19 protein-coding genes are annotated in these 24,571 nt (G+C 72.6%); 12 read left to right on the plus strand and 7 right to left on the minus strand.

The features are described 5' to 3' along the window. Positions 1 to 7 precede the first annotated feature (7 nt). Both ACFQUZ_RS18710 and ACFQUZ_RS18715 read right to left on the minus strand, forming a co-directional pair. Positions 8 to 1,795 carry a RelA/SpoT family protein gene (locus tag ACFQUZ_RS18710; RefSeq protein WP_377443825.1) on the minus strand — a complete coding sequence of 596 codons (1,788 nt, stop codon included), beginning with the start codon at positions 1,793 to 1,795 and terminating at the stop codon, positions 8 to 10. Between the two features lie 127 nt (positions 1,796 to 1,922). After that, positions 1,923 to 3,677 (minus strand): DEDD exonuclease domain-containing protein, encoded by a 1,755-nt coding sequence (locus tag ACFQUZ_RS18715; RefSeq protein ID WP_377443827.1) that lies wholly within the window; start codon positions 3,675 to 3,677, stop codon positions 1,923 to 1,925. A gap of 120 nt (positions 3,678 to 3,797) precedes the next feature. Between ACFQUZ_RS18715 and ACFQUZ_RS18720 the strand changes: the two genes are divergently transcribed. Next, complete coding sequence (locus ACFQUZ_RS18720) at positions 3,798 to 5,237, plus strand: NYN domain-containing protein (protein ID WP_377443828.1); 1,440 nt, start codon at positions 3,798 to 3,800, stop codon at positions 5,235 to 5,237. A 10-nt stretch (positions 5,238 to 5,247) separates the two neighbouring features. Here the strand turns inward: ACFQUZ_RS18720 and ACFQUZ_RS18725 are convergent, their stop codons facing one another. Further along, positions 5,248 to 6,117: a hypothetical protein gene (locus tag ACFQUZ_RS18725; RefSeq protein ID WP_377443830.1), complete on the minus strand. Its 870-nt coding sequence runs from the start codon at positions 6,115 to 6,117 to the stop codon at positions 5,248 to 5,250. Positions 6,118 to 6,364: 247 nt separating this feature from the next. After that, the gene (locus ACFQUZ_RS18730) at positions 6,365 to 7,243 is read right to left on the minus strand and encodes a S8 family serine peptidase (protein ID WP_377443832.1); all 879 of its coding nucleotides are present in this window, start codon (positions 7,241 to 7,243) and stop codon (positions 6,365 to 6,367) included. 303 nt (positions 7,244 to 7,546) lie between these two features. Here ACFQUZ_RS18730 and ACFQUZ_RS18735 point away from each other — a divergent pair, with 303 nt between their 5' ends. From ACFQUZ_RS18735 to ACFQUZ_RS18765, 7 genes are all read left to right on the plus strand, one after another. Further along, positions 7,547 to 7,831: a hypothetical protein gene (locus tag ACFQUZ_RS18735; protein ID WP_377443834.1), complete on the plus strand. Its 285-nt coding sequence runs from the start codon at positions 7,547 to 7,549 to the stop codon at positions 7,829 to 7,831. A gap of 50 nt (positions 7,832 to 7,881) precedes the next feature. Continuing rightward, positions 7,882 to 8,634 carry a DUF6345 domain-containing protein gene (locus ACFQUZ_RS18740; protein ID WP_377443836.1) on the plus strand — a complete coding sequence of 251 codons (753 nt, stop codon included), beginning with the start codon at positions 7,882 to 7,884 and terminating at the stop codon, positions 8,632 to 8,634. A 46-nt stretch (positions 8,635 to 8,680) separates the two neighbouring features. Beyond that, complete coding sequence (locus ACFQUZ_RS18745; protein WP_377443838.1) at positions 8,681 to 9,559, plus strand: hypothetical protein; 879 nt, start codon at positions 8,681 to 8,683, stop codon at positions 9,557 to 9,559. 183 nt (positions 9,560 to 9,742) lie between these two features. Beyond that, complete coding sequence (locus ACFQUZ_RS18750; protein ID WP_377443840.1) at positions 9,743 to 9,970, plus strand: hypothetical protein; 228 nt, start codon at positions 9,743 to 9,745, stop codon at positions 9,968 to 9,970. A 143-nt stretch (positions 9,971 to 10,113) separates the two neighbouring features. Beyond that, positions 10,114 to 11,373 carry a M48 family metallopeptidase gene (locus tag ACFQUZ_RS18755; RefSeq protein WP_377443842.1) on the plus strand — a complete coding sequence of 420 codons (1,260 nt, stop codon included), beginning with the start codon at positions 10,114 to 10,116 and terminating at the stop codon, positions 11,371 to 11,373. Then, positions 11,370 to 12,497: a glycosyltransferase family 4 protein gene (locus ACFQUZ_RS18760; protein WP_377443844.1), complete on the plus strand. Its 1,128-nt coding sequence runs from the start codon at positions 11,370 to 11,372 to the stop codon at positions 12,495 to 12,497. The genes ACFQUZ_RS18755 and ACFQUZ_RS18760 overlap by 4 nt, the downstream gene beginning before the upstream one ends. A 46-nt stretch (positions 12,498 to 12,543) precedes the next feature. Beyond that, positions 12,544 to 14,460, plus strand: coding sequence for an ABC transporter ATP-binding protein (locus tag ACFQUZ_RS18765; protein WP_377443846.1), 1,917 nt, complete (start codon positions 12,544 to 12,546; stop codon positions 14,458 to 14,460). A 62-nt stretch (positions 14,461 to 14,522) separates the two neighbouring features. On the opposite strand, the gene ACFQUZ_RS18770 is transcribed toward ACFQUZ_RS18765, so the two are convergent. The 3 genes from ACFQUZ_RS18770 to ACFQUZ_RS18780 all read right to left on the minus strand — a co-directional run bounded on the left by ACFQUZ_RS18770 (position 14,523) and on the right by ACFQUZ_RS18780 (position 18,693). Then, entirely contained in the window at positions 14,523 to 15,191 is a 669-nt protein-coding gene (locus ACFQUZ_RS18770) for a response regulator transcription factor (protein ID WP_091557164.1), read from the minus strand. Positions 15,192 to 15,199: 8 nt separating this feature from the next. Continuing rightward, on the minus strand, positions 15,200 to 16,825 hold the full coding sequence (locus tag ACFQUZ_RS18775; RefSeq protein ID WP_377444037.1) for a GAF domain-containing sensor histidine kinase: 1,626 nt from the start codon (positions 16,823 to 16,825) through the stop codon (positions 15,200 to 15,202). Between the two features lie 71 nt (positions 16,826 to 16,896). Continuing rightward, entirely contained in the window at positions 16,897 to 18,693 is a 1,797-nt protein-coding gene (locus tag ACFQUZ_RS18780) for an AMP-dependent synthetase/ligase (RefSeq protein WP_377443848.1), read from the minus strand. A gap of 215 nt (positions 18,694 to 18,908) precedes the next feature. Between ACFQUZ_RS18780 and ACFQUZ_RS18785 the strand changes: the two genes are divergently transcribed. The 4 genes from ACFQUZ_RS18785 to ACFQUZ_RS18800 all read left to right on the plus strand — a co-directional run bounded on the left by ACFQUZ_RS18785 (position 18,909) and on the right by ACFQUZ_RS18800 (position 24,532). After that, positions 18,909 to 19,361 (plus strand): SRPBCC family protein, encoded by a 453-nt coding sequence (locus ACFQUZ_RS18785; protein ID WP_377443850.1) that lies wholly within the window; start codon positions 18,909 to 18,911, stop codon positions 19,359 to 19,361. Between the two features lie 54 nt (positions 19,362 to 19,415). Then, positions 19,416 to 20,216 carry a hypothetical protein gene (locus ACFQUZ_RS18790; protein WP_377443852.1) on the plus strand — a complete coding sequence of 267 codons (801 nt, stop codon included), beginning with the start codon at positions 19,416 to 19,418 and terminating at the stop codon, positions 20,214 to 20,216. Between the two features lie 99 nt (positions 20,217 to 20,315). Next, positions 20,316 to 21,260 (plus strand): ROK family glucokinase, encoded by a 945-nt coding sequence (locus ACFQUZ_RS18795; RefSeq protein ID WP_377443854.1) that lies wholly within the window; start codon positions 20,316 to 20,318, stop codon positions 21,258 to 21,260. Positions 21,261 to 21,583: 323 nt separating this feature from the next. Further along, positions 21,584 to 24,532, plus strand: coding sequence for a BTAD domain-containing putative transcriptional regulator (locus ACFQUZ_RS18800; protein ID WP_377443856.1), 2,949 nt, complete (start codon positions 21,584 to 21,586; stop codon positions 24,530 to 24,532). Positions 24,533 to 24,571 lie beyond the last annotated feature (39 nt).

The following is a 24,571-nucleotide window of genomic DNA, read 5'->3' on the forward strand; positions in this document are numbered from 1 at the left end:
ACGTCGGCTAGTCCGGCTGGTCGACCAGGGTGATGAGCTGGTGCACCACGGCTTCCGGCTCCAGGGTCCGGTCGAAGACCGCCACGAGCATGGTGTCGAGGTCGGGATAGCCGCCCTCCTCGGCCAGCCGGCGCAACGGCAGGTCACTGGCCAGCCCACGATTGTGCCGGCGAAGGGCCAGGCCGATCGCCGCCCGGCCGAGGCGGACCTTGTCGGCGATCGAGATGCCCGGCTCCTCGTGCTTGGCGAACCACCGGTTGATCTGCATCTGCGCGTGTGGTGACTTCACGAATCCGAGCCACTCCTTGCGCGGACCGGGCGGGGCGACGGTGAGGTCCAGCTCGGCGTGTGCGGCGGTCTCGGTGAAGATCTCCACCACGTCGCCGTCCTCCAACTCCGAGGAGAGCGGTGCGAGCCGGCCATTGATCTTGGCGGCCAGACAGTGGTCGCCACGGTGGGTGCCCAGTTCGTAGGCGACGTCGACGGGGGTGGCGCCGGCCGGCAGGATGACCGGCCGGCCGTCGGCGAAGACCTGGATCTGCGACTCGGCCAGATCGCCGCGTAGCGACTGGAGGAACTGCGTCGAGTCCGTCGTCTCCTGCTCCCGGTCGAGCACCCGACGTAGCCACGCCAACTGCTCGGCGCTGGGCCCTCCCGAGCGGACCCCCGGCTGGGGATAGCGGAAGTCGGCGGCGATGCCGTACTCGGCGGACCGGTGCATCGACCGGGTACGGATCAGCACCTCGACCGAGCGGTCACCCGGCCCGCTCACCGTGGTGTGCAGCGACCGGTAGAGGTTGTTCTTGGGGGAGGCGATGTAGTCCTTGAACCGGCCGGGCACCGGACGCCACAGTCCGTGGATGGCGCCGAGAGCGGCGTAACAGTCGTTGTCCGGGCCGTCCACCACGACCACGATCCGGGGGAGATCGTACGGAGTGGTGTGGTCACCCGCGACCGTGTCCTTCCAGATGGAGTAGTAGTGGCGGGGCCGGGGGTCCACCCTCGCGTCGATCCTGTCGCGGCGTAGCACCACCCGGGCTTCGGCCACCACCCGGTGCAGGTACGGCGCCCAGTCCGGCCGGCCCCTGGTCACGTACGCGTGGATGCGGTCGTACTCGGTGGGCTCCAGGTGCATCAGGACCGCGTCGTCGAGTTCCCGCTTGAGGGTCTGGATGCCGAGCCGGTCGCAGAGCGGGACCAGCACCTCGGCGGTGGCGCGGGCGATGCGGGCCCGGGAGGCGGGGGAGCGGGCGTCCAGGGTGCGCATGTTGTGCAGCCGGTCGGCGAGCTTGATGATCAACACTCGGACGTCCTTGCCGGCCGCGATGATCATCTTGCGGATGGTCTCCGCCTCGGCCGCCGTGCCGTAGAACGCCTTGTCGAACTTGGTCACCCCGTCCACCAGGTGGGCCACCTCAGGGCCGAAGTCGACGTCCAGAGCCTCCAACGTGTACCGGGTGTCTTCGACGGTGTCGTGCAGCAGCGCCGCCACCAGGGTGGTGGTGTCCATCCCGAGATCGGCGCAGATCTGGGCCACGGCCAGGGGATGGGTGATGTAAGGCTCGCCGCTCTTGCGGAACTGCCCGCGGTGCATGCTCTCCGCGATCACGTAGGCGCGGCGCAGCACGGCAGCGTCGGAGCCGGAATGGACCGAGCGGTGGATGCGGACGAGCTGGGCGACCGGATCATCGTCCGTGGGCGGCCAGGACAGCAGCGTGCGCAGCCGGCGAGCCAGCGGGAACTCGGCGGGGAAGGCGTCGCCGAGAGCGGCGGCGCGGCCGGCGTCGAGGTCCACGCGGGACACCTCCTCACCCGGCCACCCCCGTTGGTGTCCACGCCGGACGCCAGGTAGCCACGAATCGGACACGACTGCACTTGGCTCCCAGACTAATTCAGCATCCGTCGTCCGATCGGCTAGTTACTCATAGGCGTTCGGGTGGGAGTTCCGCGGACGACGCCCGTTCGGCCTTGACCAGCAGGTCACGGAACCGCGCGGCGCCGCGTACCGGTGACGCCCACGGTTCGGAAAGTTCGACCAGCCGCGTGTCGGGGCGTTCCAACCAGGACAGGATCCGCTCCGACTCCTCCGCGGTGGCGTTGGGCACCGGGCCGTGCCCCGGGCGGACCGTCTCGGCGGTGGCCTTCACCGTGTCCAGCGTGGCCCGCGGCGGCACCCCCCGCGGAGCCAGGCCGGCGCCGGCGAGCCGACCATGCCGGACCACGACCAGCTCCCAGCCGCCGTCGGGGGTCCGCCGGGCGGCCGACAACTCGGCGATCCGGGCCAGCCCGAGCAGCCGCTGCATCCGTACCGCCGCGCGCAGCAGCGCGGCGAGCCGGCCGCGCACCACCGCGGCCTCCTCGTACCGACGCCCCGCCGCCAGCGTCTCGATCCGGGCCAGCAGCGGGTCAACCACGGCTCGCGGGTCGTCCACCGTGGCCCGGCGGAACGCCGCCACCGCCCGCCGCTCGTACTCCGCGACCGAGACGCGGTGCTCGCAGGGGGCCGCACAGCGGCCCAGTTCCGCGAGGGCGCAGGCGGGCAGCGTGGTCCGGGTGGACAACCGGTGGGTGCACTGGCGCAGCGGTAGCGCGTCGTGCACCGCCGCGGCGGCCAGCTCCGCCGCCCGCCGCGAGGTGAACGGACCGAGATAAGCCTCGTCGCCGCCGCCGATGGCCTTGACCATGGACAACCGGGGGTACGCCTCGGCGGTCAGCTTGAGCCACACCACCCGCTGCGGGTACTTCGACCGACGGTTGTACGGCGGCGCGTGCGCGGCGATCATCCGCAGCTCGCGGACCTCCGCCTCCAGCGCGTGCGCGCACTCGACCGCCTCCACCCGCTCGGCGGCGGCGATCATCTCGGAGATCCGGGCCCGTTTCTCGGCGGCGGTGAAGTAACTGCGCACCCGGGTGGCGACGTCGACCGAGGTGCCGACGTAGAGCGGTCGGTCGTCGGCAGCCCGGAAGATGTAGACCCCCGGCACCCGGGGCAGCCCCTCGGCCAGGTGCCGTTTGCGCCGCTGCGCAGGGCTCACCGCCTTGGCGAACTCGATCGTGTCGCCCAGCGTGTGCACCCGGTGGCCACCCAGCCGGCCGATCAACCCGTGCAGCACGTCGACGGTGGCCTGCGCGTCGTCCAGGGCCCGGTGGGTGGGTTGTCGCGGGGTGCGGAAATAGCCGGCGAGAGTGGCCAGCTTCCGGTTGGGCACCTCGTCCCGGGTGAGCACCCGGCGGGCCAGCGCCGCCGTGTCCAGCACGCGCGGGTTGGGCCACGGGTAGCCGTGCCGGGCGCAGGCCGCCTTGAGGAACCCCACGTCGTACGGGGCGTTGTGGGCGACCAGCACCGAGTCCCGGATGAACTCCAGGAAGCTGGGCAGCACCTGCTCGATCGGCGGAGCGGGCAGCAGCATGGCCTGGGTGATCCCGGTCAGCACCGTGATGAACGGCGGGATGGGCGTACCCGGGTTGACAAGCGTGGCCAGGACGCCCAGCTCCTCGCCGCCGCGGACCTTGACCGCGCCGATCTCGGTGATCCCGCCGCCGTCCGGGGCGCCACCGGTCGTCTCGAGATCGACCACGACGAACGTGGTGTCGTGCAGCGGCAACTCGTCGCGCGGGCCGGTCGACGCGCTGGTCAGCACGTCGAGGGTGCCCTGGACGTATTCGGGTTGTGCCACGACGGGACAGGGTAGGAGCCCCGTACGACACTTCCGTCCCGTACGCCACACCCATCCCGCCGGACGGGGATCCGCGGACACAGGAGGCGGCGCCGTGCCCTCCGGTGGGAGACTTGCCAGATGGCCCACCCCGAGACGCCGTCCGACCGCCCCGCCGACCCGGCGGCCGGCGACGACGTCGGGCGGGTCGACGCCGAGGCGGGTGCGCCGACGCCGACGGGAGGACCGTCGGCAGCGGTGGGGTCCCGGGCGGCGGAGACGCTGCCCGAGCCGGTCCTCCCCGAGCCGGTCAGGCAGCGCGTCGTCACCCTCGCGGCCGCCGCGCTGCCCGGCCTGCCGGCCGACGAGCAGCCGGTACCGCTGCGCCGGGTGGCCCGGTTCGCCCCCAACCGGCGAGCCCGACTGGGAGGTGCCGCGATCGCCGCCCAACTCGCCGCCGACCCACTCTTCCGGCAGCGCATCGGCGCCCGGGTGGTGGTCGAGGCCGGTGAGCTGGGCGCCGCCGTGATCGCCGGTGCCGCCCCGGGCGCCGCCGACCCGGTCCAGGTCGCCGCGCTGGCCTATCTCTCCCGGCCGGCGGGCTGGCGGGACCTGATCGAGGCCAGCGGGGCCGCGGTGCAGGCCGAGGTCGAGAGCGCCGCCGTGGCCGACCTGATCCGCGACGCCGAACAGCGGGCCAACCGGGCCGAACACGACCGCGCGGTGGCCCGGGTCGAGGCGGACAAGCTGCGGGACGAGCTCGCCCGGGTACGCGAGGAACTGGGCTCGTTGCGCGAGGAGGCGCGCACGCTGGCCCGCTCGCTGCGGGAGAGCCAGGCCCAGCACCGGCGGGCCAGCGAGTTGCTGGCGACCGAGAAGGGCCGGGCGACGCGGGCGGCGGCCGACCACGACGCCGAACTGCGCCGGCTGCGGTCGAAGCTGGCCGACGCGGAGAGCGCGGCCGGTGCCGCCCGGCAGAGTGCCAAGGACGCGCGTTCGGTCGACGACGCCCGGCTGTGGCTGCTGCTGGAGACGATCGGCCAAGCCGCGGTGGGGCTGCGCCGCGAACTGGCCCTCGACCCGACCGACCGGAGGCCGGCGGACTTCATCGCCGACGAGTACGCCGACCGGCCCGCCGCCCGCTCCTCCGCGCGGGCCCTCAGCACCGACGATCCGGCCCGGTTGGACGAGTTGCTGGCGCTGCCCAGGGCGCACCTGGTCGTCGACGGTTACAACGTGACCAAGCGCGGGTTCGGCGAGATGTCGCTGGAGCAGCAGCGCAAGCGTTTGATCAGCGGGCTGGGCGGGGTGGCGGCGCAGACCGGGGACGAGGTGACGGTGGTGTTCGACGGTGCCGAGCGGGTGCACGGGCTGCCGCCCGCACCGCGCGGCGTACGGGTACTGTTCTCCCGCCGGGGGGAGACGGCCGACGAGCTGATCCGTCGGCTGGTCCGGGCGGAACCGGCCGGCCGGCCGATCGTGGTGATCTCCTCGGACCGTGAGGTCGCAGACGGGGTACGCCGGCACGGCGCGTACCCGCTCGGCGCGGACGCTCTGCTGCGCCGGCTGGCCCGTACCTAGCCCGCCCGCCTCACCGCTCGTAGAACTGCGACAACTTGGTCACCAGGAATGGGAACTCCTCCGTCACGTCCACCCTGGCGAAGTACTTCTGCGTGACATCGGTACGCCAGGAGGTGTAGGCGAAGATGACGTCCATGACCGTTCGTGCGCCACTCAACCGGGACGGGCGCACCTCGACCCCGGACAGCGCGGAATCCGTGGCGTGTGCCTCGGCGGCCCTGGCGTAGATGGCCGGGTAACGAACCGCCAGATAGTTCAGGGCACGGTGCTCGTCCGTCGCCCCCGCGTTGTCGGCCAGCTGCCCGATCCGGTCGAACAGCTCCTCGGCCGTGGCCCGGAAGGAATCCTCGGCACCGTCGGCAGGGCGGGGGATCTCGCGGATGAACTCGTCCCGGTCGAACGAGTAGATCTGGTCGAACGCCACCACCGGCAACACCAGTCCGGTGCACTCCGTCGAGGAGAACGAACCGCGCAACCCGATGACCACGTCGACGTCACCGGGACCGGGGCCGGGGCGGACCGCCTCGACGAGCAGGTCCAGGTCCGCCGGGTCGCGCGGGACCAGGACGTAGGTCTCCAGCCCTTCGATGGTGAACACCCAGCACATCTGCCGGGCGAGGTAGCGACCGGACCGCTCCGCGAGCACCGCGTGCAACGCCTCGCGGTTCGTCTGCCCGGTCGTCTCCCGCTGACCCGCGGCCTGGGCGAACTCCTTCTCGACCGCCAGGCTGGGGAACCTGGGCTCGACCCTGCCGATCGCGTAGACGAACGACACCGGGTCCGCCGGCGTGACGTCCGGCGCGTACGGGCCAGGGTCTGGCGGCGCGGTCGGACCCGGCGGTGCCGGTAGGACCTGATCGGATGGCGCTGGCTGTTCCATCGTCTGTTCCATGGCGAACCCATCTAGTTTTTCGTCCGGCGGTGCCGGCCGGAGAAGACCACCCAGTCGTTCAACCGGCGGGCCCGCTCCTGACAGCCACCACAAGGCCTGATTCCCACACTCGACGTCACTCGCTTGATCACGTCCCCGAGGCCGACCTCCTCGTCCGTGATGAACCCCGGGAGCCGAACCCGGTGCCGTCCCCGCCGGCCCGGATCCGCAGCCTGGTTCGAGGACTCGTCGCCGTTCACACCCGCACCTCCCGGCCGATCCTTCCCGAGGACAACGTGACGAAGGCATCCCAGGCGTCCAGCAGCGGAGGCACCACTGCGACGCGCCGTCGCCCCAGACCGTGCACCACCGCCGTCCACACCGCGCCGGCGTCCGCGGCGGGGAACAGCGACCACAGCAGGGCGGTCGCGCCGGTCACGAACGCTGCCGCGACGCTCGTGCCCCGCGAGGTCACCGGCGCACCGTCCGGGCCGAGACTGGTCACCCCCTCACCCGGGGCGCCCAGGCCGCGTCTGCCCACCGCCGCGCCGACATTGGTGTACGCCGACGGTCGTCCATCCAGGCCGTAGCTCGCCACGGGAACCACCCACGGATGGCGGGTGATCGCGCTGCCGCCCACCGTCGCCTGGTTGCCGGCGGCCACGACCACGATCACCCCGCGGCGCCGCGCGAAGTCGAGGGCGTACCGCAGCTCCTGTTCGTCCCGTGTCGAGGGCCGGGCGACACCGGCGCTCAGGTTCACCACCCGCGCACCGGCCCGCACGCACTCGGTGATGGCCATGGCCACCTGCCGCGGCGTCGCGCTCGGCCGCCCGTCCGGACCGGTCGGGCCGAAGATGGGGCGTACCAGCAGACGGCAACCCGGACAGATGGCCGGTGCTGGACCATCCCGGTGTCCGACCAGGATCCCGGCGACGAAGGTTGCGTGCCGGCTGGCCGGACCGCGTGGATCGGCCCGACCTGTGTCGTGTCCGGGAAGTGTCCGGACGTGCCCGCCGGCCAGTCCTGGATGATCCGCCGGGACCGGGCCGTCCAGCAGCCCGACGACGACATCGGGCGTGCCGACGCTCCGCGCCATCAGCGGCGGCAACCGCACCAGATCCAACGCGACCACGGACCGAACCCGTTCCCTCGATTGATCCCGACGGCACTGGCGAGGGGATGACGACCGGGGACGTTCGCCACGTTAGCAATGCCTGGATGCTGGTGTGGCTGATCGGGCGGAAATGGTACATAAACGAGCAATTCGCCACTGGTGGACCGGTCGTCTGTGTTCCGTCAGGAGCAGTGTGCGGTCCGCCCGCGAACTCCTGCGCCGGGCGACCGGCCGTTGTTACGGTGGCCTGACCGAGCTTCGCTCTGGCCAGGCAGTTCGTGCCGTGTTGTGTCCGTGCTCGTCGATCGCAGGGGGAAGATCATGTCGTTGCCGGCCTTCACCGCGGAGGCGGCACTGCGTCCCACGGCCACCCGCTATGTCGCCGGTGGGGCCACCGGTACGGCCGGGCGGAGATCGGCCGGGGACATCGTGCCGCAGAACATCGCGTGCGATATCGAGATCAGATGCATCGACGGGATCAGGTACATGACGACCGACTGTCCCGACGGCTCGGGAGACACCATCCGGCTCGGTCCGTGCGGCGGCACCTCGCAGGGCAGCGCGGCGTGGTGGATGCGGCGGAGCCGGCGCTGGCGCTGGCGCTGACAAGCGTCGATTGTGGATCACCGAAGAGTTCCCGAGGAGGGTGGACCGCGATGGGGGTCAGGTTCGGTGTCGAGTTCTGTGCCAACTACCCGCCCCCCGGGGACCGGTGTTACCAGCCCGACCTGAGCTATTCCGCCCAGCTGGCCATGAGCCTCGTGATGCAGATGCGCCAACGGGGCCACTCCGAGATATTCGTTCATGGCGACGCCGCGGCGTGGTCCAGCGACTTCGACCATCCGGACTTCGGTGGCAACTCGCTTAACAAGATCGACAACGTCCATTTCTGTTACTACAGCGGACACGGCGGTCATGCCGGGTTCGACGGCCGGCGCGTGCAGGTGCTCGGGTTCACGACCAACCACGCTCCACCCGGCCTCGCCCCCTGCCACACGATGAGCGCCCAGTGGCGCCTCGGCGTCGGCCAACTCAAATGGTTCCTCTTGGACAGTTGTGTGCTGGTCAAGTCCACGGACGCCAACCACGTCGTCGAGGTGTGGGACCCGCCGACGCAGGGCGTCCACCTCCTGCTCGGCGTCATCGATCTGCAGTACGTGGGTCCGAACACCTACTGGCGCAGGGTCAGGTTCGTCGACGCCGCCTCCAACGGGTGGCCGCTCACCACCGCCTGGCTCGATACCGCGTACGGAGCCGAGTATCCGAACTGGCCGGTGACCCGTCCGATCGTGATCGCGGCCGGCGCGACGCGGGACGAAGCCCTGAACCGCCTGCAGAACGAGACCCTCGGCTGGGCCTTCACCGGTCCGTCGGCGTCCAACTGGCTCGCCTGGCGCTGGCGGCAATGACCACGCCGAACACCCGAAGCCGGATGGGCACGCGAGAGGTGTCGCCATGACCACGCCGGGGCTGACCAGGATCCCGTTGCCTCCCGCCCGACCCGCGGCGATCTTCCGCCTCGTCGTGCCCGAGTCCGACGACGAGGCCATCTTCCGGTTGGCCCGGCGGTTCGACCTCGCGGGCAGCCTGGACACGGGAACTCTGCACCGCGACGCGCGGCACAGCACATATGTCGAGGGCCCGTACCGACTGATCCTCCACCATGCCTCCGGTGGTTTCCGGCTCCACGACACCACCCGTTGGCAGGTCGACGACGGCGAGTCGCACGTCACCCTCGAGGACGAGGCCGCCGTCGCGATCGCCAGGCGACACCTTCACGAGGCGGGGATCGCCTCGGCGGAGGACCACGAGGTGCTGCGGGTCAGCCGGTTGCACGTCGCGGTCGCCGAACCGGCGACCGGTTCGACCGAGGAACGGATCATCGACGTGGCCGTCACGTTCCACCGTCTCGTCGACAAGATCCCTGTTCTCGGCCCCGGCGGCAAGATCACCGTGTATGTCGACCATGAAAGGCGCGTGACCGGCGTCGACAGCATCGGGCGGGCGATCGAGGGCGTCGTGGAACCCGAGGCCGTTCTCCGCCCGCCCGAATCCGTGCTCGCCGAGGTCGAGCGCGCCTGGAGCGACGATCGGAACGGTCTGGTCTCCATCGACGACATGGTGTTCGGCTACTTCGAGGCGGACTGGGACGAGCCGCAGGCGTACCTGCAACCCGCCTACGTCCTGTTGTCGACCGTCACCGCCACCGAGGGGCTCTTCGCGGGCCGACAGGTGACGCGGTCGGTGCATCCCGTGCCCGCCGCCGTGGATCCGCCCGGCCCACTGATGGCGCCGCCACCGGTCCTGGAGCCCCCGTCGTCGAGTCGCGAGTAGCGCACCCGAGGCCCGGCGCGGAGACCTGCGGGTGCGCCGGGGAGTTTCGGCACAGTCAGTTTTGTCGTACCCACCGCCTAACGTCGATGTGACCGACGGTGGCCGGGGCTGACGACACGTGGTCCCACCAGGTCGCCGGACCGACGGTGACCGCGCGAGCGGTGACCGGATAGGAGACGCGCGATGCTCATCGACTGCGACAGCTGCCCCGCCCGGGGCGCGGCCGCCGCCTGCGCCGGATGCCTGGTGAGCGCCCTGGACGAGACGCCCGACCAGGGGCTGACCACGGCCGAGGAGCGGGCGATCGAGGTCTTCGCCCGGGCCGGGTTCGACGTGGAGGTGCTCAGCGCGCCACCGGCCGCGCCGGTGCGTCTGGTGCCGCGGCGCCGCCGGGGCCGGCACGTGGCCTGACCGGTCGGGATCGGGTCGGCCCGCCGGCACCGGGCGTCGGTGACCGGTGGTGACCGCCGGCCCCTAGGATGGCGCACCAGGGAGTGGCGGATCCGCCGAAACGCACCGGATCGCCGGATCACTCCGGCGGCGGAAGGAGCGGAATGACGCCACGGGCCTGGGCGATCGTGACCCTGTGCGGGCTCGCCGCCGTACTGATGCTCGCCGTTGTCCTGCTGGTTCCGTGGAGCCGTCCGCCGGCGCCGCGTGCCGACCAACTGGCGGCGCTGCGTGATCTCCCGGCGGAGCAGGTGGCCCGGGGGCGGGCGCTGCGGGCGGCCCTCCGCCCGGCGGGATACGGGTCCATGGCGGTCGGACTGCTCGTGGCTCTGGTGTTGGGCCTCACCCCGCTGGGTGCCGCGCTGGTCACCGCGGTGGCCCGGCCGTTCGGGGGCCACTGGATCGCTCGGGCGGTGCTGGGCGGGCTGGCGGTGGTGCTGCTCAGCAGCCTGCTGACGCTGCCGTTCGCCGCCTGGCGGCACACCGTGGCGAGCCGGTACGGGCTGTCCACCCAGGGCTGGGCCGGCTGGGCGGCGGACGTGCTCCGGTCGTACGCGGTGACTGCCGTGATCGGCGCGGTGGCGCTGCTCGGCTTCTACACCGTGACGCGGCTGTCCCCGCGCTGGTGGTGGGCGTTCGGCGCGGCCGGCGCCGCGGCCCTGGTGACGCTCCTGTCGTTCGTGCTGCCGGTGCTTGTCGAGCCGGTCTTCAACCGGTTCAGCCCGATGGAGCCCGGCCCGCTGCGCAATCAACTGCTGACCCTGGCCGAGCGGGACGGTGTGCCCGTCCGCGACGTGTTGGTGGCCGACGCGTCCCGGCGCACCCGGGCGGTGAACGCCTACGTCTCCGGGCTGGGGCCGACCCGCCGGATCGTCGTTTACGACACCCTCCTGCGTGAGGCGCCGCCCGAGGAGGTGGCCAGCGTGGTGGCCCACGAGCTGGGGCACGCGAAGGATCGGGACGTCGTCACCGGCACGTTGCTCGGCGCGCTCGGTGCGGCGGCCGCCGTGGTCGCCCTCTTCCTGCTCGGTGGGTGGGGCTGGCTGCTGCGGGCGGCCGGGGTGGACTCGATCGCCGAGCCCCGCGCGCTGCCGCTGCTGCTCGCCGTGTTCACGGTCGCCGGCCTGGTCAGCGCGCCCGCCCAGGCACTGGTGTCCCGCCGGGTGGAGGCCCGGGCCGACGCGCACGCGCTCGCCCTGACCGGTGACCCGGCCACCTTCGAGGCGATGCAGCGTCGGCTCGCCACCGTCAACCTCAGCGACCCGGACCCGCCCCGCTGGGAGTACCTCTACTCGGCCAGCCACCCGTCGACGGTGGAGCGGATGGCCGCCGCCCGGGCCTGGGCGCGGGCGGCCGGCGGATGAGCCGTACGCTGCTGGTCACCAACGACTTCCCACCCCGGCACGGCGGGATCCAGTCGTTCGTGCACCACCTGACGCTCGGCCTGCCGGCCGACGAGATCGTCGTGTACGCCTCGACCTGGCGGGGCGCCGACACGTTCGACGCCGACCAGCCGTACGAGGTGGTCCGGGAGGCCACCGGCGTGCTGCTGCCCACCTCCCGGGTGGCCCGGCGGGCGGCGGAGATCGCCCGGTCGCGCGGCTGTGACACGGTCTGGTTCGGCGCGGCGGCGCCGCTCGGGCTGCTCGCCGCCGGGCTGCGCCAACGGGCCGGGATCGTGCGGGCGGTGGCCCTCACCCACGGTCACGAAGTGGGCTGGGCCGCCCTGCCGGGGGCGCGGAGCCTGCTGCGCCGGATCGCCCGGCACACCGACGTGGTCACCTACCTCGGCGAGTACACCCGGGTCCGGCTGGACCGCGCCGTGGGCGGACTGACCGAACTGCGACGCCTCGCTCCGGGCGTGGACGTGGAGACGTACCACCCGGATGTCGACGGCGTCCGGGTGCGGGCCCGGCACGGCCTCACCGACCGCCCGGTGATCGTCTGCGTGTCCCGCCTGGTCCCCCGCAAGGGCCAGGACACGCTGATCCGGGCCTTGCCCGCGGTCCGCCGGCGGGTGCCGGACGCGGCGCTGCTGATCGTCGGCGGTGGCCCGCACCGGGCGACGCTGGAGCGGCTGGCCCGCGACACCGGTGTCGCGGGGGATGTGGTCTTCACCGGCTCGGTGCCGGGCGCCGAGCTGCCCGAGCACTACGCGGCGGGCGACGTGTACGCGATGCCGTGCCGCACCCGTAACCGCGGCCTGGACGTCGAAGGGCTGGGCATCGTCTACCTGGAGGCGTCGGCCAGCGGGCTGCCGGTGGTGGCCGGCGACTCCGGCGGCGCCCCGGACGCGGTCCGGCCGGGGGAGACGGGGTTCGTGGTGCCTGGGCGAGATCCGGATCGGCTGGCCGACCGGCTGGTCACCCTGCTCACCGATCGCGCGCTGGCCGCCCGGATGGGGGCGGCCGGGCGGGCCTGGGTCGAGCGGGACTGGCGCTGGGAGATCCAGGCCGCCCGGCTGACCGAACTGCTGCGTGCCCGGTAACGGGTCGAGTCTAGACCTCGGCTACCGCCTGTAGTATCAAGACTTCGTGTGGTTACGGCAGCGGCGGTCGGTGGCGGAGCAGCCGGATTCCGACCTCGGTGAGATCGCCGTACCGTACTGGCTGACCGGCACGGCCGAGGCGGCCAACGCCACCTTCTGGCGGATGTTGCGCCGGCTCCCCGGCCTGCTCTGGGACGCCGCCGGGCTGGCCTGGCGGACCAGCCCACGCGCCGCTCTCACGGTGCTGCTGTCGCAGGTCGGCGCGGGACTGGCCAGCGCGGTGAGCCTGGTGAACGTCGTGGGCGTGCTGGACGGCCTGCTCGCCGCCGCTCCCACGCCGGACCGGATCCGGGCGGCCGTGCCGGCGCTGGCGCTGGTGGTCGGCGCGGCCGCGGCACGGGCGCTGCTGTTCGCCTGCGCCACGGCCGCCCAGGGCCGGCTCAGCCCGCGGGTCAGCCGGGCGGCCGAACTGCGGCTGCTGGAGTTGACCACCCGGGTCGACCTGGCCACCTTCGACGACGCCGAGTGGCGGGACGCCATGCACCGGGCCCGGGACCGGGGCATCGACGCCACCCAGCGGCTGGTCGACCACGCCATCGAGGTGGTCACCGCGCTGGTGTCGCTGATCGCCTGCGCCGGGGTGCTGGCGGTGCTGCATCCCGTACTGCTGCCGCTGCTGGTGATCGCGGTGCTGCCCAACGGCTGGGCGGCCGTCCGCGCGGCCCGGCTCGGTTACCGCCAGGAACTGAAACTGATCACCATGCTGCGTCGCAAGTGGATGCTCTCCGACCTGCTGGCCGACCGGGACGCCGGACCGGAACTGCGGGCCTTCACGATCCGGGACTACCTGCTGGCCGAGGTGCGCCGGCTGCTCGACGTGGCAACCCGGGACCGGATCGCGCTCTCCGCCGCCCAGGTGCGGATCGCCCTGCTCGGCCGGTTCCTCGGCGGCGTCGCGCTCGGCTGCGCGTACGCGGTGCTGTTCTGGCTGCTGGTCAGCGGGCGAATGGACCTCGCGGTGGGTGGGGCGGCGGCGTACGCGATCGGTGCCGGCGTCACCGCTCTCACCGCCGTCGCTTTCGCCGTCAACCACGTGTACGAGCAGGGCCTCTACTTCTCCGACTACGCCAACTTCAGCGACCTGGCCCGAGCCCGGGCCGAACCCCATCCGTCGCGGGATGCGCCGACCGGCCCCGGCACGATCGAACTGAGCGGCGTCACCTTCAGCTACCCGGGTGCCGACCGACCGGCGGTGTGCGAGGTGAGCCTGACCGTCCGGGCGGGCGAGACGATCGCGCTGGTCGGGGTCAACGGCTCCGGTAAGTCCACCCTGGCCAAGTTGCTGGCCGGGCTGTACCGGCCGGACGCCGGTGCGATCCGGTGGGACGGGGTCGACCTCGCCGGGGTGGACCCGGAGGCGGTGCGCGAGCGGGTGGCCGTGGTCATGCAGGAACCCACCCGGTGGCCCCTGTCCGCCGGTGCCAACGTCTCGATCGGCCGGTACACCCGCCCGGCCGACCCGGCGTTGGTGGAGGCTGCCGCCCGGGCCGGCGACGCCCACGAGTTCATCGTGGAGCTGCCGCGCGGCTACGACACCCTGCTGTCCCGGCATTTCGTCGACGGTGCCGACCTGTCCGGGGGACAGTGGCAACGGCTGGCGGTGAGCCGGGCGTTCTACCGGGACGCCGCCTTGCTGATCTGCGACGAGCCGACGGCCAACCTGGACGCCCAAGCCGAGCACGACGTCTACCAGCGGCTACGCGAGCTGTCCCGGGGCCGCACCGTCGTGCTGATCACCCACCGGATGGCCAGCGTGCGGACCGCGGACCGGATCTACGTCCTGGACCATGGTCGGCTGATCGAGGAGGGCGACCACGAGACGCTGATGGCCCTCGGTGGCCGGTACGCGACCCTGTTCCGGCTCCAGGCCGACGCCTATCACGCCGTACCGGAGGCAGGCTGATCGCCGGACCAGCGGTGGCTGGGCCGGCGACCGCGTGGTCCGGAACCCCCGATGTCGAAGGCTCAGAACTTCGGGGCGTCAGGCGCCTCGAGCAGTCCAAGCCGCAGCGCGGTCATCAGGGCCTGGGCACGGTTGGCCGCGCCGAGCTTCTCGTACAGCTTCGAGATGTGCGTCTTGGCGGTCGACTCGCTGACGAACAACTGCTTCGCGATGCCGGCGACGCTCATCCCGTCGGCGAGCAGCCGGAGCACCTGCCCCTCCCGCGGCGAGAGCTGCGGTCCGGACGGCGCCAACCGGCGCTTCATCGCCTCGGCGAGGTCGGCGGCGGTGAAGGCGCTCGGCGACGACGCGGCGTGCCGGGCCGCGGCCACCACCTCGTCGGCCGGCGCGGTCTTCGGGACGAACGCGCTCGCCCCGGCCTCCAGAGCGCCGAAGAGTTGGTCGTCACCGGCGTACATGGTGAGCACCACGATGCCCATCGTCGCGCTGGACTTGCGCAGTGCCCGGGTGGCCTCCAGGCCGCTGCCGTCGGGCAGCCGGAGATCCATGATCACGACATCGGGCTGCAGGGCGCCCGCCTGCCGGACCCCTTCCGCGGCGGTGGCGGCCTCGCCGACGACCTCGAACTGCCGGTCCCGCTCGAAAGCATGGCGCAGGCCCTTGCGGATCAGGTCGTGGTCGTCGACCAACAGAACCTTGGTGCGTGTCGTCGGCATCGGGCTGGTCGTCATGTTCCGGGTTACTCCCCTTCTGGTGCGGTGCTACCGCGCACGTTATCTCGCCGCGGGGAGGTCCCGAGCACCACCGCCACGGTCGTACCGCTGGGGTGCCGGGGACTGATCTCCAGCCGGCCCCGGATACGTTCCGCCCTCTCCGCCATGATCGCAAGACCGTACCGTCCGTCGGGCCGCTGGTCAGCGATGCCCTGACCATCATCCGACACTTCAATTCGGGCGTACGGGGGATCCACCTCGCAGGTGACCCACAGATTCGCGGCACTGGCGTGCTTGCGGGCGTTTGTGACCGCCTCCTGGGCGATGCGCAGCAACTCGGCCTCGGTGGCGGCCGGCAGGCGGGCGGTCGACTCGTCCAGCGAGAGGTGCACCCGCAACCCGGCGGAGGCGCCGACGGTCCGGGCGTACTCCGCGATCGCGGCGGCCAGCCCACCGTGCCGGTCCACCTCGCTGCGCAGCTCGAACAGGCTCAGCCGCAGTTCGGTGATCACCCGGGTCACCTCGCCGCGAAGCGTACGCAGCGACTCCTCGGTGTCCTTAACGTCGGAGTGCAGGGTGGCCAGCGCGTTGTCGATCCCGTACCCGACCATCACCAGTTCCTGCGCCACCCCGTCGTGGATCTCGCGGGCCAGCCGCTGCCGCTCCTCGTTGGTGGCCAGCGAACGGACCTCGTCGAACAGCAACGCCGCCTCCAGCCGCAGCGCCGCCGGATCGGTGAGGGTCCGCACCCGGGCCACCACCGGCGGCGGGTATGCGTTCGCCGTATCCGCCTCCAGGGTGACCAGCCCGACCGTGCGTACCCCGGCCACCAGCGGGATGACCAGCGCGGAGACGTCCCCGCCGGGATGCGAGCGGGCCTGCGAGCGGGGCGCGGTCTGCGGCTGCTGGCTGGCCCAGGCGTCGGCGATCGCCGAGTCCGCGTCCAGGGTCGTCTCCCAGTCGACCCGGTCGGCACCGCGCTGGGCGAGCACCACCAGTCGGCCACCGCCGCTCGCCGACAGCACCGCCGCCCGGTCGGCCCTGGTCACGGTGAGCAACTCCTCGACCAGGTGCTCGGAGATGCCGCCGGGATCGAGTGTCGCCCCGGGGAGCTGCCGGGCCACGCTGCGGAGCTGGGTGAGCAGCCGGGTCGCCTCCGCGTACGGCTGCGGGCGGGCCTCCCCGCGGGCCTGCATGACCCGTTGGAACGTCGCCGCCGCGTACAGCCCGAGCGCGGCGAGGATCAGCCACTGGGCGCAGACCGCCAGGTACCACGGCTGGCTGACCAGGCGTTGGGCTCCCGAGCCGGTGACGGCGGCACTGCCCAGCAGGACCACCGCGGCGATGCCGAGCAGCGCGGCACCCTCCCAGGTGCGCCGGTCCAGGGCGACAAGCGTGAGCGGCACGGCAAGATAGGGGAGGAACGCCGAGGCGCCCCAACCGCCGCCCATGGTGGCCTGGGCCGCGACCTGGCTCGCCGCCAGGCCGATCACCACCACCTCGGCGGCCCTGCCGAGCGGACCGATCAGCCAGTGCCGGGGGGCCAGCAGGGCTGGTATCCCGGCGGCGGCGAGCAGGACCACCCACCAGAGCAGGACCGGCTGCCGGGTCGCCACCAGAGTGAGCACGGCGACCAGGGCGAGCATGACCATGCGGCCCGTCGCCGCCAGCGGGTGGGGACGGGACTGGGCGACGGTGGACGCGGGCACCTGACGGATCGTAGTCAGCTTTCGTAGATGGCGGAGATCTCCTCGGCGCATGTCTTCTGCACCACGTTCCGCTTGACCTTCAGTGACGGGGTCAGCTCCCCGCTGGCCTCGGTGAAGTCCGCCGGAAGGATGCGGAACTTCTTGATCGTCTCGGCCTTCGAGACGGTCTTGTTCGCCTCGTCGATGCTGGCCTCGATCTCGGCCCGTAGTTGCGGATCTTCGCGCAGGTCGGCGACGGCGGTGCCGGCCGGATGGCCGTGGCCGTCCAGCCACGCGGGCCACGCCTCCTCGTCGATGGTGACCAGCGCGGCGATGTACGGCCGCCGGTCACCGACCACCACGCACTGACTGATCAGTGGGTGGGCCCGGATGCGATCCTCCAGCACGGCGGGCGCGACGTTCTTGCCGCCCGCGGTAACGATGATTTCCTTCTTCCGGCCGGTGATCGTCAGGTACCCGTCCGGGTCCAACTGACCGAGGTCACCCGTGTAGAACCAGTCGTCCCGCAGCACCTCGGCGCTGGCATCCGGGTTGTTCCAGTACCCCTGGAACACGACGTCGCCCTTGATCAGCACCTCGCCGTCGTCGGCGACCCGGATGGTGACCCCGGGCAACGGGCGGCCGACGGTGCCGATCCGGGTGGCACCGGGCAGGTTGGCCGCCACCGCGGGTGAGGTCTCGGTGAGCCCGTACCCCTCCTGGATGGCGATCCCGACGCCGCGGAAGAAGTGGCCGAGCCGGGCACCCAGTGGCGCGCCCCCGGAGATCGCCGCCCCGCACCGGCCGCCGAGCGCCGCCCGGAGCTTGCGGTACACCAGTCGGTCGAGGACGCGGTGCTGTAGACGCAGCCGCCACCCGGGGCCGGACGGGGTGTCCAGCGCCTCGCTGTACGCAACCGCCACCTGTTCGGCCCGGGCAAAGATCGAACCCTTTCCCTCGGCCTGCGCCTTCCGCACCGCGCCGTTGTAGACCTTCTCGAATACCCGAGGAACGGAGAGCACGAAGGTCGGCCTGAATCGCTGCAACTCGTCGACCAGCTGCTTGGTGTCCGACAGGTGCAGCATGGTGACCCGGGCGCCCACCACGCCGATCTGGATCAGCCGGGCGAAGGAGTGCGCCAGGGGCAGGAAGAGCAGCGTCGACGCGCCCTCGTGGAAGAGGTTCGGCAGCACCGGGATGGCGTTGAAGATGTCCGAGTACATGTTCCGGTGGGTGAGCGCGCAGCCCTTCGGCCGGCCGGTGGTGCCGCTGGTGTAGATGATCGTCGCGAGGTCCCCGGACCGGACGTCGCGGCGGCGGGTGTCGATCTCGCCCGGGTCGACGGTGGCACCCCGCGCCAGCAGGGCGTCCAGATCTCCGGTCTCGATCGTCCACACCTGCGCCAGACCCGGCAGGTCCGCGCGGATCCCGGCGACGGCGAGCGCGTGCGCCCCGGTTTCGACCACGCAGGCCACCGCGCCGGAGTCGGAGAGGATCCAGGCGACCTGCTCGGCGCTCGACGTCTCGTACACCGGCACGGACACGGCGCCGGCGGCCCAGATCGCGTAGTCGACGAGAGTCCACTCGTATCGGGTCCGGCTCATCAACCCGACCCGGTCCCCGGGCTGGATACCGGCCGCGACCAGGCCGCGAGCCAGCGCGATCACCTCGTCGCGGAACTGCCGGCAGGTCACGTCGGCCCAGCCGCCGCCGGGGGTGGGCCGGACGAACTGCACGAAGTCCGGTGCGGCGGCGGCATTGTCCCAGACCGGGTCGGTCAGGTTGGCCGCGTCGCCCACGGTGACGACCGGGGGAACGGAGAACTCGCGCACCTGCACTCCTCGTACTCGTTGCCGTCGGACGTCGGAACCCTCCGGGGGCGGCTACCCGAACCTACCCGGCCGGTCCGGCGCTTCGCCTGCTGGCCGCCCGTACGCCGCGTGCCACCTGGCCCTGGTCCGGCCCGAGAGTCGGCAACCGGGCGTCCCCGGACGGCCCGCCCGGCCAGCCGGTCCCTGACATCGGCACAGAGGGTAGCCTGCCTGCCATGGCGGACTCCTCCACCCAGTCGATCGTCATCGCCGCGCCGGTCGCCCAGGTCGCGGAAGTGATATGTGACTTCGCCAGCTACCCGGAGTGGACCGAGGCCGTCCGCACCGTGGAGGTGCTGGAGGAGTACGAGGACGGTTACGCCAGCCGCGTCCGGTTCGTGGTCGACGCCGGAGTGCTGGCCGACGACTACACGCTTGTCTACTCGTACGCCGAGGACCTGTCCCGAATCGAGTGGGAGCTGGCGGCGCCGAGCCGGACCCAGCGCCGCCAGAACGGTTCGTACGACCTGGCGGACAACGGCGACGGAAGCTGCACCGTGACGTACACGCTGGAGGTGGAGCTGGCCATCGCGACGCTTGGCATGTTCCGCCGCAAGGCCGAAAAGATGATCATGGATACGGCGTTGAAGCAGCTCAAGCGGCGGGTCGAGGCCGGCGAAGCGGGATGACGGCGGTGGAGATGGCGGCGGGACCGACCGGTCGCCGGAACGGGGGTGCCGACCATGACGGATAGCGATCCAGGCAGCGCCCGGGAGGAGGCCGAGCGCCTGGTGGCCACCGTGCTGGCGGCGGCTCGGCTGGCCACGGCGAGCGGTGCGACAGGCCACGCCGGGACCGGGTGGGCCGGCGCCAACCCGGTCGGCTCCTTGCTCGCTGGCGTGTTCGACCGGTTCGCGAGCGCCGGCCCGGCGGGCGATCCACCGCCCGCCCCGGACAGTGCCCGGATCGCCACCGGTGCTGCCGAATGCTGCGTCTGCCCCATCTGCCGGTCGATCGCCGCGCTCCGCGACCCCAGCCCGGAGTTCGCCGAGCGGCTCGCCACCGGCGCCGGCGACCTCGCCGCCGGCGTGGCGAGCATGCTCCGCGCGCTCGGCTCGGCCGCCGGGTCCGCACCTGGAAGCCCGCGGTCGGGCGGTACGGGGTCCCCGCCGGCCGGTGGCCCGAAGGCCGACGCTCCAGAGGCCGGCGGTGCGTCCGGCGGCCCGTCGGGTGGGCCGCCGTACGGCGGGCCGGAGCCCGGGGGCGAGCCCGCTGATCGTGGATTCCCGGTGCCCCCTCAGGGGCCGCAGGAATCCACGATCGACCGGTCCGGTCGATCGGATCCGGACGCCGTGTGGCGCGCGGCGACCGGGGCGGGGCATGATCTACCCGCAGCCGGGGTGGACGTCTGGGCGGCGGCCACCGCCGCGCAGCCGGACGACGAGACCGGCGGCGCGCCACCCACCGGCGGTGGCGTCCCGTCCACCGGTGAGCCGTCCACCGGCGGCAGGCGGACTGGCGACCCCGGTCCGCCGGCGTCCTGATCGACCGGCACCGGCGGGAGTAAGGGTCAGGATCGACCGGGCGGGCCGCGGCCACGACCGGCGGCGTGAGCCGGGCAGTACAGCGGAGGGAGTGGCGGCGTGACGCTGACCATCGGAGTCGACGTCGGTGGCACCAAGGTGGCCGGGGGTGTCGTCGACGAGTCCGGCACGGTGCTGGCGCGCGCCCGGCGGGACACCCCCGCGGAGGACGTCGGCAAGACCCGAGATGTGATCATCGAGGTGGTGACCGAGCTGACCGCCGGTCGGCAGATCGAGGCGGTGGGCATCGGCGCGGCCGGCTGGATCGACGCCAGCCGGTCGATCGTGCAGTTCGCGCCGAACATCGCCTGGCGGGACGAGCCGCTGCGGGAGTACGTCAGCACGGCCGTGGGGCTGCCGGTGATCGTGGAGAACGACGCCAACGCGGCCGCCTGGGCCGAGTTCCGGCACGGCGCCGCGCGGACCGCCGACGCGTCGATGGTGATGCTGACCATCGGCACCGGCGTGGGTGGCGGCGTGATCCTCGGCGGCGAGCTGCTGCGCGGGGCCAACGGCATCGCGGCCGAGCTGGGCCACATGCTGGCGGTGCCGGACGGGCACCTGTGTGGCTGCGGCCGGTTGGGCTGCATCGAGCAGTACGCCAGCGGCAGCGCCCTGGTGCGGTTCGCCCGGTCGGGGGCGCGGCAGGAGCCGGACCGGGCAACCCTCCTGCTCGACCTGGCGGGCGGGGACCCGGAGGCGGTCACCGGCCGGATGGTGACCTCGGCGGCGCAAGCCGGCGACCCGGTCTCCGCCGAGGCGTTCGCCCAACTCGGCCGCTGGCTCGGCATGGCGATGGCGGACCTGGTCCAGATCCTCGACCCGCAGATGGTGGTGATCGGCGGCGGTGTGATCGACGCCGGCGAGTTGCTGCTCGGCCCCACCGACCGCTCCTACCGCGAGTCGCTGGCGCAGCGCGGTCGCCTGCCGGTCGCCGAGATCCGGCCGGCGGAACTGGGCAACGACGCGGGCGTGGTCGGGGCGGCCGACCTGGCCCGTCGGTAGCGGCCGACCTGGCCCGTCAGTAGGGGTCAGGTCGGAGCGTCCCGCCCGGTTCCGCCACCCGTCGGTGACCGCCCCGTGTCGGTCACCTCGCGGTGGCGAACCGGCGGCGTGGACCTGCCCGTGTCGATGACCGTAGCGCCGCCGGATACAACGGACATACAGCGGCGTGGGTCGATATGATCGGTTGGCCTGGTGTTCCTGGACGGTCCGGCTACCGCCGGCTCCGTCGTCCGCCGCCGGACCGTCCGCCGCCCACCGTCTAGGCTGACGATCCGGTCAGCGACGACCGTCGCCCCATCGGCCTTACCGTCGCGGAGGGTGTGGTGCTGCGGTTCGATCTGCTGGGTCCGCTCCGGGTGGTGCGCGACGATGACCTGGTCATCGTGCGTCCGTACAAACCTCGCACGATCCTGGCGTGCGTGCTGGCACGGGCGAACGAACGGGTCGACGTCGACGAACTCGTGGAGGAGGTCTGGGGCGGAGATCCGCCGCCGTCCTCCCGAGCCAACGTCCGGACCTACGTGAACACGATCAGGCGGCTGCTGGGCGCGCCCGGCAACGCCATCCTGAGCAGTGTCGACGGTGGCTACGTGATCCGCGCCGAACCGGAACAGCTCGATGTGCAGGCGTTCCGCCAACTGGTGGCGGCCGGTCGAAAGGCGCACCTCGACGGCGAGGTGGCCACCGCCCTGTCGTACCTCGATCGGGCGATGGCGTTGAGCCGGGGCCCGGCGCTCGCGGACGTTCCCACGGGGCCGCTGCTCAGCACCTACGCGGCCACCCTCGATGCCGAACTGACCGAGGCCGCCGAGGACCGGGCGATGGCTCTGCTGCAACTGGACCGTCCCGCGGACGCCCTGGCGCAGTTGCGCCGGCTCGTCACCGACCATCCCCTCCGCGAGCGCGTACACGCGCTGATGATCGCGGCGCTCTACCGCGCGGGCGACGCCGCCGCCGCGCTGGAGGCGTACCAGCGTGCCCGGGCCATCCTCCGCGAGCAGCTCGGCATCGATCCAGGTCCCGAGCTGCGCCAGGCGCAGCAGGCCGTGCTGCTGCGCGACGTCACGGTGGGCGGACCCGGTTTCCGGGAGTCCGTCGGCACACCGCGACGGCTGGTCGGCGCTGGTCCGCAGCCGCCACGGCAGCTACCGCCGGCCGCCGCGGTCCTCGTGGGGCGGGAACGTGAGATCGCGGCGCTGCACCGTGCTGCCGCCGCGTCCCGACCGCGGGCCCGGCCGACGGTGCTCGCCATCCACGGACCTGGCGGCGTGGGCAAATCGACACTCGCGGTCCAGGTGGCACACGATCTGATCGACCGGTTCCCCGACGGGCAGCTCTACCTCGACCTGCACGGCGCCACCCCGGCGGACCCCCCGCTGGCGACCGATGTGGCGCTGGCCCGGATGCTTACCGCGCTGGGGCTGCCCTCCTCGGGGATCAGCGGCGACGTCGCGGAGGCGGTCGGGCAGTTCCGCTCCCGGTTGGCCGGGCGGCGGGTGCTGATGCTGCTCGACAACGCCGCGGACTCGGCCCAGGTGGCCCCCCTGGTGCCCGCCGCGGAGGGCTGTCTCGTCCTGGTTACCAGCCGCGTCCTGCTGGCGTCCCTCGACGGGGCGGCGCACCTGCCGGTCGGGCCACTGACGGCGGAGGACTCGGTTCAGGTGCTCGTGAAGGTGCTCGGCGAACGCCGGGTCGCGGCCGAGCCGGCCGCGGCCGCGGCGATCGGCCGGCTCTGTGGGCATCTGCCCCTCTCGCTGCGGGTGGCGGCGGCCCGCCTGGTGGCACAACCGACACTGACCCTGGGCCGGTTCGCCGACCGGCTCGCCGACCAACGCGAGCGGCTGGACCTGCTGGAACTCCCCGAGCTGAGCGTGCGGGCGAGTCTGCGGACGAGCTACCTCCAGCTGCGGCAGTCGTCCTCCGCCGTCGACCTGGCGGCGGCCCGGGGGTTCCGGCTGCTGGCGGGTCTCGCCGTGCCGGAGTTCGGGATCGACGCGGTGTCGGCGCTGCTCGGCACCCCGCCGGCCCGGTCCGAGGCGGTCATCGACCGGCTCGTCGAGCTCCGCCTCGTGGATCCCCTCGGGTCGGACCGGTTCCGCATCCACGACCTGCTTCGCCTGGTCGGAGCCGAACTGGCGGCGGCCGACGAACCGGCCGCCGAACGGAGCGCGGCCACCCGCCGCACCATCGACCACTACGTGCATTCCGCGCAGCGAGCGATGTCGTTCATCCGCCCCGGTATCCCGCCCGGATCGGACGGACCAACCGTCGGCGAACCGTCCCCGGTGGCAACGATCGCCGACGCGTCCGCGGCGGCTGCCTGGTTGGAGACGGAACTTCCGGTCCTGCTGGCCATGGCCCGGCACCATCCGGCCGAGTCGGCGTTGGACCTGCGGCGGATACTGGCTCCGTACCTCTCGCCGCGGGCGCGCTGGGGGATGCTCGGTGAACTCGCCATGCTCGCCCGGGACGCCGCGGTCGAGTCGGGGGACCACGCGGCCGAGGCGCTCGCCCTGATCTCGCTCGGGCTGGTGAGCCAGCGGACAGGTGACAGTCACGCGGCCTTCGACCATCTCGGCGCGGCGTTGCGGATACAGCGACGGATCGGGGACCCGCAGGAAGGTGTCACGCTTCAGTACCTCGGCCTGTTCTGTTACGAAATGAACAACTGTGCGGAGGCGGCGGCGTACAACGTCTCGGCGTTGCGGAGGCTGCGGGACAGCGGCACCGCCATTCAACGGGCGATCGGCCTGCACAACCTCAGCGACGTGTACGCCGCCCTCGGCCGCACGCGCTCCGCCGAGCGGTTCCTGCGTCGTAGCCTGTCGCTTCGCACGGCGGAGGAGGACCGGTTCGGGCTGGCCCGGGGGTACGTCAACCTGGGGCGGATCCTGGCCGGCCACGGCGAGTTGGCCGATGCCACCCGCTGGCTGGACCTGGGCGTCGCCCAGGCGCGGGAAGTCGGATACGGCGAGGCGGAGTGGGAGGGCTACGTCGTACGGGCCGAACTCGCGGTGTGGCGGCGCGCGGGGCACGCCGCCCTCGACGAGCTGCGCCGGGCCGGACAGCTCACCGACGGGCTGGGCCGCCCCTACCTGCGCGGGATCGTGCTGTCGCAGCTCGCCCGGGCCTACCGGCTGCTGGGCGAGGAGACGATGGCGGAGAGCAGCGAATCGGCCGCCGCCGAAGTGCTGGCGAAGTGCAACACCGGCCGTGACCCCGCGCTGGAGGTGTTCCTCGCCCAGCGCGGTCCCGCGGTGCGGGATCGATGAGGTCGAGCGGCACCCTACCCTCCGCACGTCGACATCGGG

It is taken from the genome of Plantactinospora sp. GCM10030261 (assembly GCF_042666615.1).
Taxonomy (GTDB): Bacteria; Actinomycetota; Actinomycetes; order Mycobacteriales; family Micromonosporaceae; genus KBS50.